The 15,237-nt window shown below is 71.5% G+C and carries 13 protein-coding genes; 7 read left to right on the top strand and 6 right to left on the bottom strand.

Going from position 1 to position 15,237, the window contains the following annotated elements; all coding sequences use genetic code 11:
* Positions 1-26 precede the first annotated feature (26 nt).
* Positions 27-1,445: an MFS transporter gene (locus HUO13_RS19015; protein ID WP_211896481.1), complete on the bottom strand. Its 1,419-nt coding sequence runs from the start codon at positions 1,443-1,445 to the stop codon at positions 27-29.
* A 122-nt stretch (positions 1,446-1,567) separates the two neighbouring features.
* On the opposite strand from HUO13_RS19015, the gene HUO13_RS19020 reads away from it, so the two are divergent.
* Positions 1,568-2,206 (top strand): TetR/AcrR family transcriptional regulator, encoded by a 639-nt coding sequence (locus tag HUO13_RS19020; protein ID WP_211896482.1) that lies wholly within the window; start codon positions 1,568-1,570, stop codon positions 2,204-2,206.
* A 172-nt stretch (positions 2,207-2,378) separates the two neighbouring features.
* On the opposite strand, the gene HUO13_RS19025 is transcribed toward HUO13_RS19020, so the two are convergent.
* The 4 genes from HUO13_RS19025 to HUO13_RS19040 are packed head-to-tail and all read right to left on the bottom strand — an operon-like array spanning position 2,379 to position 8,506.
* Positions 2,379-3,416, bottom strand: coding sequence for a family 2 encapsulin nanocompartment cargo protein polyprenyl transferase (locus HUO13_RS19025; protein WP_211896483.1), 1,038 nt, complete (start codon positions 3,414-3,416; stop codon positions 2,379-2,381).
* A gap of 16 nt (positions 3,417-3,432) precedes the next feature.
* The gene (locus HUO13_RS19030) at positions 3,433-4,833 is read right to left on the bottom strand and encodes a family 2B encapsulin nanocompartment shell protein (protein WP_211896484.1); all 1,401 of its coding nucleotides are present in this window, start codon (positions 4,831-4,833) and stop codon (positions 3,433-3,435) included.
* Positions 4,834-4,886: 53 nt separating this feature from the next.
* On the bottom strand, positions 4,887-7,073 hold the full coding sequence (locus tag HUO13_RS19035; protein ID WP_211896485.1) for a terpene synthase family protein: 2,187 nt from the start codon (positions 7,071-7,073) through the stop codon (positions 4,887-4,889).
* A gap of 11 nt (positions 7,074-7,084) precedes the next feature.
* Positions 7,085-8,506 (bottom strand): family 2B encapsulin nanocompartment shell protein, encoded by a 1,422-nt coding sequence (locus HUO13_RS19040; RefSeq protein ID WP_432757755.1) that lies wholly within the window; start codon positions 8,504-8,506, stop codon positions 7,085-7,087.
* Positions 8,507-9,118: 612 nt separating this feature from the next.
* On the opposite strand from HUO13_RS19040, the gene HUO13_RS19045 reads away from it, so the two are divergent.
* From HUO13_RS19045 to HUO13_RS19055, 3 genes are read left to right on the top strand one after another with little or no spacing between them, the layout of a single operon-like run.
* Positions 9,119-9,367, top strand: a complete 249-nt coding sequence (locus tag HUO13_RS19045) for a helix-turn-helix domain-containing protein (RefSeq protein WP_249123862.1) — start codon at positions 9,119-9,121, stop codon at positions 9,365-9,367.
* A complete protein-coding gene (locus tag HUO13_RS19050; protein ID WP_211896488.1) occupies positions 9,364-10,125 on the top strand; it encodes a DUF4239 domain-containing protein in 762 nt (253 codons plus the stop codon). Before HUO13_RS19045 ends, HUO13_RS19050 begins: the two co-directional genes overlap by 4 nt.
* Before the next feature lie 4 nt (positions 10,126-10,129).
* Positions 10,130-11,266: a DUF6923 family protein gene (locus HUO13_RS19055; RefSeq protein WP_211896489.1), complete on the top strand. Its 1,137-nt coding sequence runs from the start codon at positions 10,130-10,132 to the stop codon at positions 11,264-11,266.
* Positions 11,267-11,274: 8 nt separating this feature from the next.
* Here HUO13_RS19055 and HUO13_RS19060 read toward each other — a convergent pair whose 3' ends face one another.
* Positions 11,275-12,051, bottom strand: a complete 777-nt coding sequence (locus HUO13_RS19060; protein ID WP_211896490.1) for an AraC family transcriptional regulator — start codon at positions 12,049-12,051, stop codon at positions 11,275-11,277.
* 54 nt (positions 12,052-12,105) lie between these two features.
* Here HUO13_RS19060 and HUO13_RS19065 point away from each other — a divergent pair, with 54 nt between their 5' ends.
* The 3 genes from HUO13_RS19065 (at position 12,106) to HUO13_RS19075 (ending at position 15,221) form a co-directional block, all read left to right on the top strand.
* On the top strand, positions 12,106-13,293 hold the full coding sequence (locus HUO13_RS19065; RefSeq protein ID WP_249123863.1) for an MFS transporter: 1,188 nt from the start codon (positions 12,106-12,108) through the stop codon (positions 13,291-13,293).
* Between the two features lie 88 nt (positions 13,294-13,381).
* Positions 13,382-14,422 (top strand): cation diffusion facilitator family transporter, encoded by a 1,041-nt coding sequence (locus HUO13_RS19070; protein WP_211896491.1) that lies wholly within the window; start codon positions 13,382-13,384, stop codon positions 14,420-14,422.
* 157 nt (positions 14,423-14,579) lie between these two features.
* A complete protein-coding gene (locus HUO13_RS19075; RefSeq protein WP_211896492.1) occupies positions 14,580-15,221 on the top strand; it encodes an SRPBCC family protein in 642 nt (213 codons plus the stop codon).
* Positions 15,222-15,237: the final 16 nt, after the last annotated feature.

The following is a 15,237-nucleotide window of genomic DNA, read 5'->3' on the forward strand; positions in this document are numbered from 1 at the left end:
GCAGCGGCAAGGATAACGTCGCCGGGTCAGGACCGCGGCCTGCCGCCCAGCAGCGGCCCGGCCACCACCGCCCCGGCCAGCACGAAGCCGACCGCCCACATCGCCGCGACGGCGTGGCCGTGCACCTGCGCGGCGACCGGGGACGCGCCCGAGTACGCCACCGAGGCCGCTGCTGCGGCGGTGTTCATCAGCGCGATACCGGTCGTGCCGCCGATCTGCTGGGCCGTGCTCACCAGGGCGGAGGTGACGCCGGCGTCCCGCGGATCGACGCCGGACAGCGCAGTGCCGATGCTCGGTGTCATGACCAGCCCGGTGCCGACCCCGAAGAGCAACTGCGCGGGCAGGACGCCCGAAAGGTACGTGCTGTCCGGAGTCAGCAGGGTCAGCCATCCCAGTCCGGACGCGGTGAGCAGCATGCCCGGCACCACCAGCGGCCGGGCGCCGAGCCTCGGAAGCAGCCGCCCGGACACCTGCGACGAGACGAGCATCGCCAGCGCCGAGCCGGGCAGCATCGCCAGGCCGGTCCGAAGCGGCGAGTAGCCCATCACGCCCTGCAACTGGTAGGTCAGTACGAGCATGGTGCCGAACATCGCGGCCATGGTCAGCGCGACGGCGCAGAAGGCGCCGGTGCGACGCCGGTCGGTCACGATGTGCGGCGGCAGCAGCGGATCGCGTGACCGTGCCTGGCGCACTCCGAAACCGGTGAGCAGGGCGAGCGCGGTGGTGAGCAGACCGGCGACCACCGGCGAACCCCATCCCTGAGTGCTCGCCTCGTCGATTCCCCAGACCAGCGCGGCCATTCCGGTGGTCGTGAGTGCCGCGCTGATGAGGTCGAGCTGCACGCCGCTGTGCCCGGCGGGGTTCGGCAGCAACACCGGAGCCAGGGCGGCCACGAGGACGGCGACCGGCACGTTGACGTACAGGCACCAGCGCCAGTCCAGGTAACCGGTGAGCAGCCCACCCGCCACGAGACCGAGCGCGCCGCCGGCTCCCACGACCGCGCTGAACCGCCCGAGCGCCCTGGCGCGTTCCCGCGGGGTGGTGAACAGCGCCGTGAGCATTGCCATGGTCGACGGCGCGAGCAACGCGGCGAAAGCGCCCTGCGCGGCGCGGGCGGTGATCAGCATCCCGGCGTCGACCGCGGCCCCGCCCGCCGCCGACGCGGCGCCGAAGCCGAGCACGCCGACGACCAGGCTCGGCCGCAGTCCGAGCGCGTCGGAGATCCGGCCGCCGAGCAGCAGCAGCGAACCGAAGGCCAGCATGTAGGCGGTCACCACCCACTGCCGGTCGGCGTCGGAGAGCCCGAGATCGCGCTGTGCCCACGGCAGCGCGATGTTCACGATCGTGGTGTCCAGCAGCACCATGAGCTGAGCGGCACTGGCCAGGGCGAAGCCCCACCAGCGCCGGTGTCCGGTCTCCGCGGTGGAGGCCGTCGTCCTCGTCATGTCATCCCTCTCGTCTCCGGCGGTGCTCTGCCGCACCGGTCGGAGAGAGCATGACATGAAGATTAACCAAGTTAAAAATTAGTATTGGATAACTGATTGACCGAGTCTTGCGCTGGGCTAGCATGACGGTCATGAGCGAGCCGGGTCTACGGGAACGCAAGAAGCAGCGCACGCGCCAGGCGATCTCGGACGCAGCTATCCGGCTGTTCGTCGAGCGCGGGTTCGACGCCGTGTCGGTGGCCGAGGTCGCGGCGGCCGCCGAGGTGTCCAAGCCGACGCTGTTCAACTACTTCCCGACCAAGGAGGACCTGGTCCTGCACCGCTTCGCCGACCACGTCGACGAGTCCGCGCGGGTGGTGCGCGAACGCGCGGAGCTTTCACCCCTGGACGCGCTGCACCAGCACTTCCTGGCGGGGCTGCGTGAGCGCGACCCGATCACCGGACTCTGCGACGCCCGGGAGGTGCTGGCTTTCAGCGGTCTGGTCTACGGCACACCCGCCCTGGTCGCGCGCCTGTCGCAGTTCGCCGACCGCTCCACGCGGGCGCTCGCCGACGAGCTGCGCACGGCGACCGGCGCCGACGATCTGACGTGCCTGCTCGCCGCAGGGCAGATCACCACCGTCCTGCGCCTGCTCGCCTTGGAGAACCATCGCCTGCTCGCGGAGGGGCGCGGCGCGGACGAGCGGCACCCGGACGCGGTCCGGGAGGCCGGCCGGGGATTCGATCTCCTGCGCGCCGGTCTGGCCGCCTGCTGCGGCTGACCCGGTTGGTCCTCAGTGGACTGCTGACGGTTCGTCGCTGCGCCTGGATGACGTCGATTCGCTTGCCGGAGAGCGATGTCCGGGCGAGAGGGTGTGCGCCGACCGGGGCAGGGAAGGGGGAGTGCCCCGGTCGGCGCACGTTCGGTCGTCCTCGACGGACGGTTCGGCCGGCTCAGCTCTCCCGGTGCGAGGCGAGCCGGGCCAGCGCGCCGAGCTCGGCGGCGGGCCGGTTCTCGGGTGCCGCCTCGCACAGCGCGCCCAGCGCCGCCTGGAGCAGCTCGTCGGCCTGCCGCCGGCTCCAGTCCCGGCCGCCCGCGCGGTCCACCAGCTCCGCCGCGCGGGCGAGGTCGGCGTCGGAGAGCGGCTCCGGCCGGTGGTAGAGCTCGGCCAGTTGCTCGCCCGCGGCGGTGCCGGAGGTGAGTGCGGCCACCACCGGCAGCGACTTCTTGCGGGTCCGCAGGTCCGAATGCACCGGTTTGCCGGTCGTCTCCGGGTCGCCCCAGATCCCGAGCAGGTCGTCGACGTGCTGGAAGGCCAGTCCCAGGCGCTCGCCGAACCGCCGCAGGTGCTCGACCTGCTCGGCGCTGCCGCCGCCGAAGTCCGCGCCCACCGCGCACGCGCAGCCGAGCAGTGCGCCGGTCTTGCCCGCCACCATGGCCTGGCATTCGGCGACGCCGACGTCGTCGCGCTTCTCGAAGGCGAGGTCGGCGACCTGGCCGTTGACCAGGTCCAGCACCGCGGTGTTGAGCATCCGCACGCCTGCCTTCGCCGCCGGGTGCCCGCTGGCGGCCAGCACGTCGGACGCCAGCGTGAGCAGCGCGTCACCGGCCAGGATCGCCGGGCCGTTGCCGAAGACGCGCCACGCCGTCGCGCGGTGCCTGCGGGTCAGGTCGCCGTCCATGACGTCGTCGTGCAGCAGCGAGAAGTTGTGCACCAGCTCGACGGCCACGGCGGCGGGCAGCGCCGTCGCGGGCGAGCCGCCGACGGCCTCGGCCGCGAGCACCACCAGGGCGGGCCGGATCGCCTTGCCGCCCTGCGTCCGCGTCGGCGTGCCGTGCTCGTCGCACCAGCCGAAGTGGTAGCCGGCGACGAGCCGCATCGCGGGGGCGAGGGTGTTCACCGCCGCGCGCAGCCCCGGATCCACCAGCTCCCGGCTCCAGGCCAGGGTCTCGCGGGCGGACCTGGCATGGGGGGTTTCCACGATGGCCATGGCCTGCCACCTCTCGTCAGCGGGTGATCTCGACGTGCTCCAGCACGCCGAGCGCGTCGGGGACCAGCACGGCTGCCGAGAAGTAGACGCTGACGAGGTAGCGGATGATCGCCTGCTCGTCGATGCCCATGAACCGCACGTTGAGGCTCGGCTCGTACTCGTCGGGGATCCCGGCCTGGTGCAGGCCGACCACGCCCTGGCTCTCCTCGCCGGTGCGCATCGCGAGGATCGAGGTGGTGCCGTACTCGGAGATCGGGATCTTGTCGCAGGGCAGGACGGGAACCCCGCGCCAGGTGATCGCGGAGGTCCCTTCGACGGTGCGGCTCTGCGGGGACAGGCCGCGCTTGCTGCACTGGCGGCCGAAGGCCGCGATCGCACGCGGGTGGGCGAGGAAGAACTCCGTCTTGCGCCGCCTGGACAGCAGCTCGTCCATGTCCTCGGGGGTGGGCGGGCCGCTGCGGGTGTGGATGCGCTGCTTGAGGTCGGCGTTGTGCAGCAGGCCGAAGTCGGGGTTGTTGACCAGCTCGTTCTCCTGCCGCTCCCGCAGCGCCTCGACCGTCAGCCGCAACTGCTGCTCGACCTGGTTCATCGGCTTGCTGTAGAGGTCGGCGACCCGGCTGTGCACCCGCAGGACCGTCTGGGCGACACCCAGCTCGTACTCCCGCGGTTCCAGCTCGTAGTCGACGAACGTGCCGGGCAGCGCCGGCTCCCCGCGGTGGCCGGCGGCGATGTCGATGGCGGCCTCGCCGTGCTTGTTGCGCGGTCGCGGCGTGCCGTCGCGGATGTGCTCGATGTGGGCACGCAGGTCCTGGAACTGTTCGGTCAGCTCGCTGATCGCGGCTTCGTCGATGGTCAGCACGGTGCAGCGGGTGAGCGCCTTGACGCTGTGGGCCCAGGAGCCAGTCCGGCCGCCGAGGACCTCCGCCCCGAAGTGGTCGCCGTCGGCCAGCACGCCGAGCGTGGAGTCGTCGCCGTACTCGGTCCTGCCGATCTTGGCCACCTTGCCGTGGGCGAGCAGGTGGAGCTGGTCGGCAGGCGAACCCGCGGCCACGACCACATCGCCAGCCTCGTACTCGCGCTGGACGAAGCGGTCGGCGAGCACGCCCAGCGCCGAGTCGTCATCGAAGCCGCGCAGCAGCGGCAGCTCCCGCAGCTTCTGCGGGATCACGCGGACCTCGGTCCCGGTGCTGGTGAACTCGACCCGCCCGTCGCCCAGCGCGAAGGTGAGCCGCCGGTTGACCCGATAGGTCCCCGCGGTTACCTGCACCCAGGGCAGCATGCGCAGCAGCCATCGTGGCGAGATGGCCTGCATCTGCGGCGCGGTCTTGGTCGTGGTGGCCAGTTTGCGCGCCGCGGCGGTGCCAAGGCTCAGCGAGGCGTCGCCGTCGACCGCGGTTTCCGGCTCAGTGACAGTCAAAGCACAACCACCTATCTGTTGCGGGTGGACGAGTGGAGGTCAGGTACGGGTCGTCAACCGGCCGCACCGGTGATGCCGAGCGGGGTGGGCGGCGTGGTCGCGCCGACCTCGCTCACCGCCGGCTCCTGGTACCGGCCGGTCACCCGCGACCACGCGAGCTCGCCCGAGAGCCAGTCGTGCAGGCCCGCGACGTAGCGGTCGAGCTCCTCGCGCGGTGCCCGGCCCGGCTCCAACCGCTCGGACAGCGCGGGCACCTCCTGCTCGGCGACGGCGGTGAACCGGCGCAGCCGCACCTCGGCGAGGTCGGCGACGACGCCGGCCGCCTGCTGCAGGCCGCAGTCGAAGAACCGTTGCACGGACAGGACTCCGTTGGTGACCTCGGCTTCCCGGCCGACCTCCTTGTGGTAGGAGAACAGGTCGTTGCGCAGCGGGCCGACGTCCGCCCAGCTCTCGTGGAGCGCGCGCATCTCCGGCGTGTCGAACACCCCGGGAGCCAGTCCGGTACCGAGGGTGTGCCGGGCCAGTGCGCCGCGGAAGGCCGCCCCGCCGGTCCGGCGCCGCATCCGCAGGTAGTCCACCGGGTCGCTGACGCGGTTCTGGATCAGGTTGTCCAGCTCCCACAGCCAGCTGTTGACGAACTCCCGCACATGCCCCGGGAAACGGCGTCGCAGCTGTGTGGCCAGCACGGGCGTGCTGCGCGCCCACAGGTCGGCGAGGCCGCGTTCCACCGGGTTGGCCGTTGCCGGCGTTCGTCTGGTGTCGGCCGGCATGAATCCGGGCAGCCGAGCCAGGAACGCCTCCGCCCCGGCCAGGTTCCTGCTGCGCTTGAACACCTCGGTGAAGAAGTCGTCGAAGAACCACCCCCAGACGTGCCAGTCGTTGACCAGCTCGAGTTCCGGACCAGTCGAGTCCGGGTGCGCCATCGCGGAGAACAGGCCGAAGTCGGCCGCGTCGAAGCACACGCCGGAACCGTCGAGCATGCCCATCCGGCGCGCCCACTCCTTGGCATGGGCGCGAACGGTGTCGGCTTCCGGGTTGGTCCGCACGGGGTGCGTCGAGCTCATCGGCGGCACCGCGATCCGGGCGTACCTGAGCTGGCCGTGCGGTATCGGCAGCCCCGGCCGCGCGGTCCGCAGCAGCGAACCGAGGTGCGACGACGACCTGCCCAGTCCGTGCGGTCCACTGAGGAAACGCCGTGGCTCCCGCGGCTCCGCTCCGCCGGGGACGGCGTACCGGCCGGAGCGCAGGTGCCACTCGTGAGCGCCGGACTGCCAGTCCTGCAGCCCTTTGACGTAGTCCAGCACGTCGGCGCGCTCCACCGGGCTCAGCCCGTGCTCCTCGAACATCGCGGGCAGCTCGGTGAGCGTGACGCTCTCGAACTGGTGCAGCCGCGAGGTCAGCAGGTCGTTGACGGTGTCGGCGGCCTCCTGCGGGTCGGCGTCGAAGGACCGCTCCACGACCAGCACACCGTTGCAGAGCTCGCCCTCCTCACTGGTTTCGCGTTGGTAGGAGAAGATGTCGTTGCGCAGGTGCACGCTGTCGCAGAAGCTGTCGCGCAGCACGCGCATCGGCCTGCTGCCCGCCACCACGTCGGGAAGCTCGGAACCGACGGCGTACTCCACGAGCGTGGCCGACCACGACGCGCCGCCTGCCTCGCGGCGCATCGCGATGTGGTCGACCGGGTTGGGCACCGCGAAGCGTCCGGTGCCGGTCAGCTCCCGGAGGCGGTTCTCCAGGAGCTCCCGGGTGCTCGCGGCGAACCGGACCAGCCACCGCGCCGGCATTTCCGGTGCCGTGCGGGCCCACAGGTCCGCCAGGCCCCGCTCGACCGGACCGGTCGCGGCGGGGGCGGCGTCCGCGGGCCCCACGGGCATGAGCTCGGCCAGCCCCAGCAGGTGGGCCCGCGCTCCGTCGAGATCCCCGGTCTGCTTGTAGCGGACCAGGAAGTGGTCGTCGAAGAAGAAAGCCCAGACGTACCAGCCGGTGACCAGCTCCAGCGCGGGAGCACTCGCGTCCGGGTGCGCGTAGGCGCACAGCAACGCGTAGTCGTGCCGGTCGAAGTCCTCCCCCGTCCAGACCTGCTCACCCGCCGGCTCCGCCAGGGAGCCGAGCATGCCCATCTCCTCGGCCCACCGCCGGGACCGGACCCGGGCGGCGTCGAGGTTCGGGTTCAGCCGCGCGGGCCGGGGCAGGTAGAACTCGGGCAGCCGGTACGGCTGCCGCTGCTGGGGGGCCGGCATCACCGATGTCCTCAGTCTTCCCGGCCGATCTCGACGTGTTCGAGCACGCCCACCGCGTCCGGGACGAGGATGGCCGCCGAGTAGTAGGCGCTGACGAGGTAGGAGATGAGCGCCTTGTCGTCGATGCCCATGAACCGCACGGAGAGGCCGGGCCGGTACTCGTCGGGCAGTCCGGTCTGGTGCAGGCCGATGACGCCCTGGTCCTGCTCGCCGGTGCGCATGAGCACGATGGAGCTGGTGCGGGTGTCGCTGACCCCGATCTTGTTGCACGGCAGGATGGGCACCCCGCGCCAGGCGGGTACCTGGTGGCCGCCCATGTCGACCGTCTGCGGGTAGACGCCGCGCTTGCTGCACTCGCGCCCGAACGCTGCGATCGCGCGCGGGTGGGCCAGGAAGAAGCCGGGGTTCTTCCACACCAGGGCCAGCAGCTCGTCCATGTCGTCGGGGGTGGGCGGGCCGGTACGGGTGTGGATGCGCTGCTTGAGGTCGGCGTTGTGCAGCAGGCCGAACTCGCGGTTGTTGACCAGCTCGTTCTCCTGGCGTTCGCGCAGGGCCTCGATGGTCAGCCGCAGCTGTTCCTCGACCTGGTTCATCGGGTGGTTGTAAAGGTCGGCGACCCGGCTGTGCACCCGCAGCACGGTCTGGGCGACGCTGAGCTCGTACTCCCTGGGCTTGAGCTCGTAGTCGACGTAGGTGCCGCTGATCTGCGGCTCGCCGCTGTGGCCGGAGGCGATCTCGATGGCGGCCTCGCCGGCGTCGTTGTGCGGGCGGCTCGGGCCGGCCAGAGCCTGCTGGATGTGCTCGCGCAGCGACTCCGAGTGGCCGTTGAGCTCCTGCAGGGAGTCGCGGTGCAGGCTCAGCACGGTGCACGGCGTGACGGCCTTGATGGTGTACTCCCAGTCGGAGTCGCCGTCACCCAGCACCTGGGCGCCGAAGTACTCGCCGTCGGCCAGCACGTCGAGCACGGTCTGGTCGCCGTACTCGCCCCTGCCGATCTTGTTGACCTTCCCGTGCGCCAGCAGGTAGACGGTGTCCGCCCGCCGGCCCGCCTCGGCGATCACGTCACCGGGCGCGAACTCCTCCTGGCGGAACCGGTCGGCCAGCGCGGTGAGCGCGTCCTCGTCGTCGAAGCCGCGCAGCAGCGGCAGCTCGCACAGCTCGTTGGGGATGACCCGGATCTCGGCGCCGGTGTTGGTGAAGGTGACCCTGCCGTCGCCGATGACGTAGCTCAGCCGGCGGTTGACCCGGTAGGTCCCGCCGGGGGTGTGCACCCAGGGCAGCATGCGCAGGAGCCAGCGCGAGGTGATGCCCTGCATCTGCGGCGCGGACTTGGTCGTGGTGGCCAGGTTCCGCGCCGCGGCCGTGCCCAGGCTCAGCTGGGAACGCCCGTTTTCCACGTCCGAACCTGACGTGAGCGGATCCGTTGCAGTCACAGTGAATACCGCCAATCTTGGTGGTGACAACAGTGCGCGAGTGCGGAAAGGGAATTGTTCGCGGGATTATCGGGATCCGCGCGCCGGGTTTGTGGTGCGTCGGGTTTATGCGAATTGAGCCGACCGTGCTGGGCTGATCGTGCCGGTGCTCGGCGATCTTTGTTGACGACGGCGACGCTAGCACCGCCGTTCGGACTCGTACAGTCACCCGAAAGTGCGTCATGTGCTGGTCGGAATTGAGTGTCGAAGATCGCTCCCACTGTCACCCGAACGCCGCTTGCGTGCGCTTGTTCCGATTTATTATCGGGATAGTCGGGTAAAAGCCGTTTGCTGTGTCTCCGGACTCGGATGTACCAATTGCGCGGGACCGTACGTGGACGAACGCGGTGCGCGCTGCTCCAGTCGGGGCATGTGCCGTCGTTTCGCATTCCACGTTTCGGGGATCAACGCGTCGTTCTCGTTGGATGTAGGGTCCGGTTCCTGGTAGGCACTGCAACAGCGCACCGACTCCCGTTCGGGATTCGTGATACGCCGTCGTCGAAGTCGAACATCGTCACCGGTGGTGGCCGGGGTTGGGGGAGGACTGCTGTCGTGAAGTGGAATCTGCGGTTGGTGGCGGCACATCGTGGTATATGGAAGGCCGGTGAACTCCAGCGCAAGTTCGCCGAGGCCGGATTGGTGATTTCGGCCGGAAAGATGTCCAACCTGTGGTCGGGAACTCCGAGCAGCCTCAAACTCGGCGACCTCGACGCGATGTGCGCGGCGCTGGACTGCGAGGTCGGTGATCTGCTGGTCGCCGAGCGCGGCAGGCCGTCCGTGGCAGGCGGGGAGGCCGCCGCCGGACCGGGAGGCGGCCGGTGAGCGTCTACCTGAGCGGTTCGCTCTGCGTCGCCGGGGCGGTGCTGGCGGCCGCCGTCGTGGCGTACCTGGTCCGCCGGTTCGGCCAGGACGAGGGACGGCCGGGCAACAACGACGCCGCCGGCCAGGTCTTCACCATCGTCAGCGGCCTGCATGCGGTGGTGGTCGCGTTCGTGCTGATCACTCTGTTCGACACCGTCGGCTCGGCGCGCGACGGAACCTACGAGGAGGCCGAGAGCCTGGTGGCGGTCTCCTGGGCGGTGGACTCGCTGCCCGGCACTGCCGGGTCGGAGGTGCGGGCGCTGGGCAAGCAGTACGCCGACATCGTCGTGGGGCAGGAGTGGCCGCAGATGCGAACCGGGGCCGACGTCACCGGACCCGGGTGGGCGCAGCTCGACCTGCTGCGCGACGCGGTTCTGCGCGCCGAGGCGGACGGGGACTGGCAGGAGGGCCGCAAGTCCGAGGCGACCACCCGGCTCGACCAGCTCTACGAGCAGCGTCAGGAGCGGCTCAACACCGCGTTCGACAGCGGGGTCGTGGCGGTGGTGTGGTTCGTGCTGATCGCGGGCAGCATCATCTGTGTGCTGCTGCCGAACCTCTTCGGCGGCACCAGGATGTTCACCCACATCATCGTCGTGTCCACGCTGGCCGGGGTGCTGACGCTGCTGCTGTTCGCCATCTACCAGCTGCAGAACCCCTTCGGCGGTGGGTCGTGGATCGAGCCGGACGCCTTCCGGTGGGCGCTGGCCAGGCTCGGCTGAACCGATGGTTATCCGAACCGCAGCCCGGGTGGCGGTCGTGGTGGCGGTGGTCGCGCTGACCTCCGCGCCGCTGGTGCCGGTGGCGGGTACCGCTGACCGGTGCACGATGCTGCGCGTGCACAGCGAAACGCCGGTGGCGATGTCGACGCTCTCGGCGGTGGAGCTGCCATCGGGCGCGCGCAACGGCGTGCGCCTGCTCGGCCATCGGGTCAACGCGATCGGCTACTCCGCCGTGCAGGGGCTGGTTTACGGCGTGGCGGCCCGGGATCGCGATGGCGCCTACCCCGACGGCGGTCACGTGGTGACCATCGACCCCGCCGGCCGCACCGCCGACTTGGGGCCGTTGCGGGGCCCGCACCGCTTCGTCGCCCCCAGTGCCGGAGCGGTCTCGGGAAAACGCTGGTACATCCGCGACCACGCCATCCTGTACACAGTGGACATCGATCCGGAAAGCCCGGCATACCTGCGAGTCGTGCGAGCGGTCCCGCTGCACCCCTTGTCGTGGGTGGACGACTTCGACGTCGATCCCGCCACCGGCCTGCTGCACGGCGTCACCTCGGGTCTCGTGGGCCGGCCGCTCGTGGTCGCCATCGATCCCTCAGACGGCAGCGCGGACGTGGTAGCCGAAGTCCGGATCGCGTCGGCCCGAGAGTTCGGCTCGGCGGTTTTCGGTCCCGGAAACGCGTTGTACGTCACGGCGAACGCGGTGCGCGGGCGAAGCCGGCTGTACCGCGTGGAGCGGGACGGCTCCGCGCGGCTGCTGGAGTCGGGGCCGCCCATGGCGAGTTCCGACGCGGCGGGCTGTCTGGCGGCCGACCCGCCGCCGCCTCCGCCACCGCCGCCGGAACCTGCACCTCCGCCGCCGATTCCGCCCCCGCCACCTGCACCTCCTCCGCCGCCGGTACCCGCGCCAGTTCCCGGTGTTCCCCCGGCCGCGGACCCGCCGCCGGCTCCGCCCCCGCCACCTCCGGAACCGCCTCCGGCGGACCCGCCGACCGCGCCGGACAGGCCGCTCAGGCCCGAGCGCGAGGAGGAGCCGGAGGAGCAGGCGCACGACACCGCCGAAAAGCGCCGATGGGGCCTGGCCGCACTCGTCCTGCTGCTCGGAGCGGGTGCCGCCGCACGCAGGGTGGCGCGCTGAGCGCGGGGTCAGCGCAGCGTTAGCCGGGAACCGGGAGTGTGGCCGAAGGCGCGGCGGAACACGTCGATGAAGGCACTGGTCGTGGCCCACCCGCTGCGGCGCGCGACCTCGGTGACCGCGCTGCCCTCGGCGAGCATCCGCAGCGCGTGGTGCAGGCGCAGCTGCGTCCGCCACTGCGGGAACGTCATGCCCATCTCGGCGCGGAAGAGCCGGCTCAGCGTGCGGTCGCTCGCCCCGACCTGGGCTCCCAGCGCGGAGAGGGTGCGCGGGTCGGCGGGATCGTCGTCGAGGATCGCGCAGACCGCCGCCAGCCGCGGGTCCCGGGCGGCGGGGAGGCGGATCGGCTGCCGCGGAGCGTGCCGGAGCTGGTCGAGCAGCACGGCGCGCATCCGCGAACGCTCGCCGTCGTCGTGGTGCTCGCCCGCGGTGTAGGCCAGGATCAGCTCCCGCAGCAGCGGGCCGACCGCGATGACCGCGGGGCTGCTCAGGCGCAACGGGTTGTCGGTCGTCGGCAGGCCCACCGTGTGCAGGTCCGTTTCACCGTAGGCGCGGTGCTCGTGCACCGTGCCCGCGGGCACCCACACCGCCCGGGTCGCGGGTGCGATCCAGCTGCCGGCCTCGGTCGTCACCGCCAGCACACCGCGTCCGGCGTAGACGATCTGGTGGTCGTCGTGCCGGTGCGCGTCCACGCCCGAGCCCGCGGGCAGGTATCTGAGCGCGGTGGGCGCCTCCGGTGCGTGGCGCACCCGCCTGCCGTGCGCGGGCTCGTGGCGGTCTTGCGACACAACCTGGCAGTTTATCGGAAGCGGGACAGCGCCGCGCGGTCCGAGGATCGCGGGGTGCTCGAAAACGACAAGAGGGCTGTGCGGCTGATGGCCGCGGGCCACGCCTGCGTTGACCTCTACCAGGGAGCGGTGCCCGCCGTGGTGCCGTTCCTGGTGCTGGAACGGGATTACGGATACGTCGCGGTGTCCGGGATCGTGATGGCCGCGACGCTGCTGTCGTCGGTGGTGCAGCCGCTGTTCGGAGCGCTCACCGACCGCCACCGGCTGAGCTGGCTGATCCCGGTGGCGATGACCACGGCGGGCCTGGGCGTCGCGCTGGCCGGACCCGCCGGGTCCTACCCGCTGACGTGGCTCGCGATCGCGCTCTCCGGGCTCGGCGTGGCGGCCTACCATCCGGAGTCGGCGAGGTTGGTGCGTTCGGTGTCCCGTGGCGACCACCTGGCCATGAGCTGGTTCTCGGTGGGCGGCAACATCGGGTTCGCGCTCGCGCCGGCCATCGTGGCGCCGCTGCTGTCGGCGGGCGGCCTGGGCGCGACCCCCTGGCTGCTCGTCCCGGCGCTGCTGGGCGCGGCGCTGACCACGGCAGTCCTGCGCTCGCTGGCTCGTCCGGTGGCCGCGGCCGGGCCGGCGGTCCGCAGCGGCAGGGACGACTGGCCGGCCTTCGCGCGGCTGACCGCGATCGTTGTGTTGCGCTCCATCGTCTACATCGGACTCAGCGCGTTCGTGGGGCTCTGGGTGCAGCAGCGAGTGGCCGGCGGTGAGACCGCTGGCGCGGTGGCGTTGTTCGTGTTGTTCGCGGGGGGAGCGCTGGGGACTCTGCTCGGTGGCAGGCTCGTCCAGGTGTGGGGCCGGGTCCGCACGCTGCGGATCGCCTACGCCGCGTCCGTTCCCGCGGTCGCCGGGGTGGTGCTCGTTCCCGGGCATGCCGTGTACTTCTTCGTAGCGGCCTCGGCGATCCTGCTCTACGTCCCCTTCTCGCTGCACGTGACGCTGGGGCAGGACTACCTGCCCAACCGGGTCGGCACGGCGGGCGGTGTGACGCTGGGGCTGGCGGTCAGCGTGGGCGGGGTGGCGGCCCCGGCCGTCGGCGCCATCGCGGAGCACGCGTCGTTGCAGGTGGCCCTCGGCGTGCTGATCGCGTTCCCGGTGCTGGCGTGGGTGTTCGCGCGATCGCTGTCCGAGCCGCGTTCGCTGGAGTCGCGAAGTGCCGGGCACGCCCCGATCGCGTCCACATCGGACTGAGTCGTTGTTGCACGTCGGTGGTAGTTGCGCCGTTGTCGCGCACGGGTTCCCGGACGTAGCGTTGTGCCGAGCCCGAGGAGGTCGTGCAGTGGGTGACGAACACGGACGCGGACACGGTCATCGCCACGGCCACGGCCACGGCCACGGCCACGGCTGGCTGGCGAGGCTGCGGCACGCCGCGACCCCGCACGGGCACGACTCGTCGGAGATGGTCGACGGGGCGATGCGGGCCAGTCGCAAGGGGATGCGGGCGTTGTGGCTGTCCTGCGGGGTTCTGGTGCTCACCGCGACCGGACAGGCGGTGCTGGTCGCCTTCACCGGATCGGTCGCGCTGCTCGGCGACACCCTGCACAACTTCGCCGACGCCATGACGGCGGTGCCGCTGGCGATCGCCTTCCTGCTCGCGCGGCGGCCCGCCACCAGGCGCTTCACCTACGGTCTCGGGCGAGCCGAAGACCTCGCCGGACTGCTCGTCCTGCTGGTGATCGCCGTCTCGGCCGTGCTGGCCGGCTGGGAGGCGGTCCGGCGGCTCGTCGAGCCGCAGCCGGTGGACCACGTCGGCTGGATCGCCGCCGCCGGTGTTCTCGGTTTCGCGGGCAACGAGCTGGTCGCCCGTTACCGCATCCGGGTCGGCAGGCAGATCGGATCGGCCGCGCTCGTCGCCGACGGCCTGCACGCCCGCACCGACGGGTTCACCAGCCTCGCGGTGCTGCTCTCGGCCGGTGGCGCGGCGCTGGGCTGGTGGTGGGTAGACCCGGTCGTCGGACTGCTCATCACCGTGGCGATTCTGTCGGTGCTGCGGGGAGCGGCCAAGGAGGTCCTGGGCCGCATGCTCGACGCGGTCGACCCCGCCGACGTCCGGCGCGCGGAGGAGGCGCTGGCCGGCACCCCGGGGGTGCGCGGTGTCGGCCGGCTGCGGATGCGCTGGGTCGGCCACAGCCTGCACGCCGAGACCGAGCTGGACGTGGACCCGGATCTGAGCCTCGCGCAGGCGCACCGCATCGCCCACGAGGCCGAGCACCGGCTCCTGCACGCCCTGCCGCGCATGGGTGCGGTGCTGGTGCACGCCCACCCCGCGCAGTCGGCCGCGCACGACGTGGTCGCCCACCACCGGGAGCCCGGCGGCTGAGCGGCTGTGGAAGATCAATGACATGGCCTGAGTGCCGCCGAGCGACTGTCGGCGGATGCCCGCCCGCCGGGCATAACAACATCACTCTTGACTTATATAAGTGCTTGCTGTGATGCTGCTCCCCGTCCGCGTCCGGCGTGCAGGGAGATCCGCGAGCATGATCGATATCGCCAGTCAGCTCAAGGCGATCCACCGCGAGGTCGGCAGGCTGTCGACCACCAGCGGGGAGGTCGTCGAAGTCCTGGTCCGGCGCCAGTACGAGGCGCCGGTCGAGGACGTCTGGGACGCCGTGACGGACCCGGAGCGCTTGCGGCGCTGGTTCCTCCCGGTCAGCGGCGACCTGCGGCCCGGCGGGTCGTTCCAGCTCGAGGGCAACGCCGGGGGCGAGATCCTGGTCTGCGAGGCGCCCAACCGGCTCAGGGTCACCTTCGGCTCCGCGACCAGCATCGTCGAGTTGCGGCTGGCCGCCGACGGGGACGCCACCGTGCTGGAGCTCGCGCACACCGTGCCCATCGAGCTCGCGGGCAGCGGTGCCGGCTCCCTGTACGTCGGGCCCGGCTGGGACGGAGCGGTCATGGGCCTGGGGCTGTTCCTCGCGGGCCACGTCGTCGAGGACCCGGTCGCGGCCGCGAACTCCCTGGAGACGCAGGAGTTCTCGCGGGGGTCCGTGCACGAGTGGGCAGCGGTTGTCGACTCGTCGGGCACCGCCACCGCCGAGGAGATCACCGCCGCGACCGAGGTGTCGCTCGCGCAGTTCGCGCCCGACCTGACCAAGCCAGAGGGAGACCGACCGAGTTAGTACGTGTTTCAGACGT

Origin of the sequence: Saccharopolyspora erythraea (genome assembly GCF_018141105.1) — a bacterium.
In the GTDB taxonomy this organism is placed as follows: domain Bacteria; phylum Actinomycetota; class Actinomycetes; order Mycobacteriales; family Pseudonocardiaceae; genus Saccharopolyspora_D; species Saccharopolyspora_D erythraea_A.

Coding starts and splice junctions, on each gene's coding strand:
- HUO13_RS19015 (WP_211896481.1), bottom strand. CDS start 1,445: ATGACGAGGACGACGGCCTCCACCGCGGAGACCGGACACCGGCGCTGG.
- HUO13_RS19020 (WP_211896482.1), top strand. CDS start 1,568: ATGACGGTCATGAGCGAGCCGGGTCTACGGGAACGCAAGAAGCAGCGC.
- HUO13_RS19025 (WP_211896483.1), bottom strand. CDS start 3,416: ATGGCCATCGTGGAAACCCCCCATGCCAGGTCCGCCCGCGAGACCCTG.
- HUO13_RS19035 (WP_211896485.1), bottom strand. CDS start 7,073: ATGCCGGCCCCCCAGCAGCGGCAGCCGTACCGGCTGCCCGAGTTCTAC.
- HUO13_RS19055 (WP_211896489.1), top strand. CDS start 10,130: ATGGTTATCCGAACCGCAGCCCGGGTGGCGGTCGTGGTGGCGGTGGTC.
- HUO13_RS19075 (WP_211896492.1), top strand. CDS start 14,580: ATGATCGATATCGCCAGTCAGCTCAAGGCGATCCACCGCGAGGTCGGC.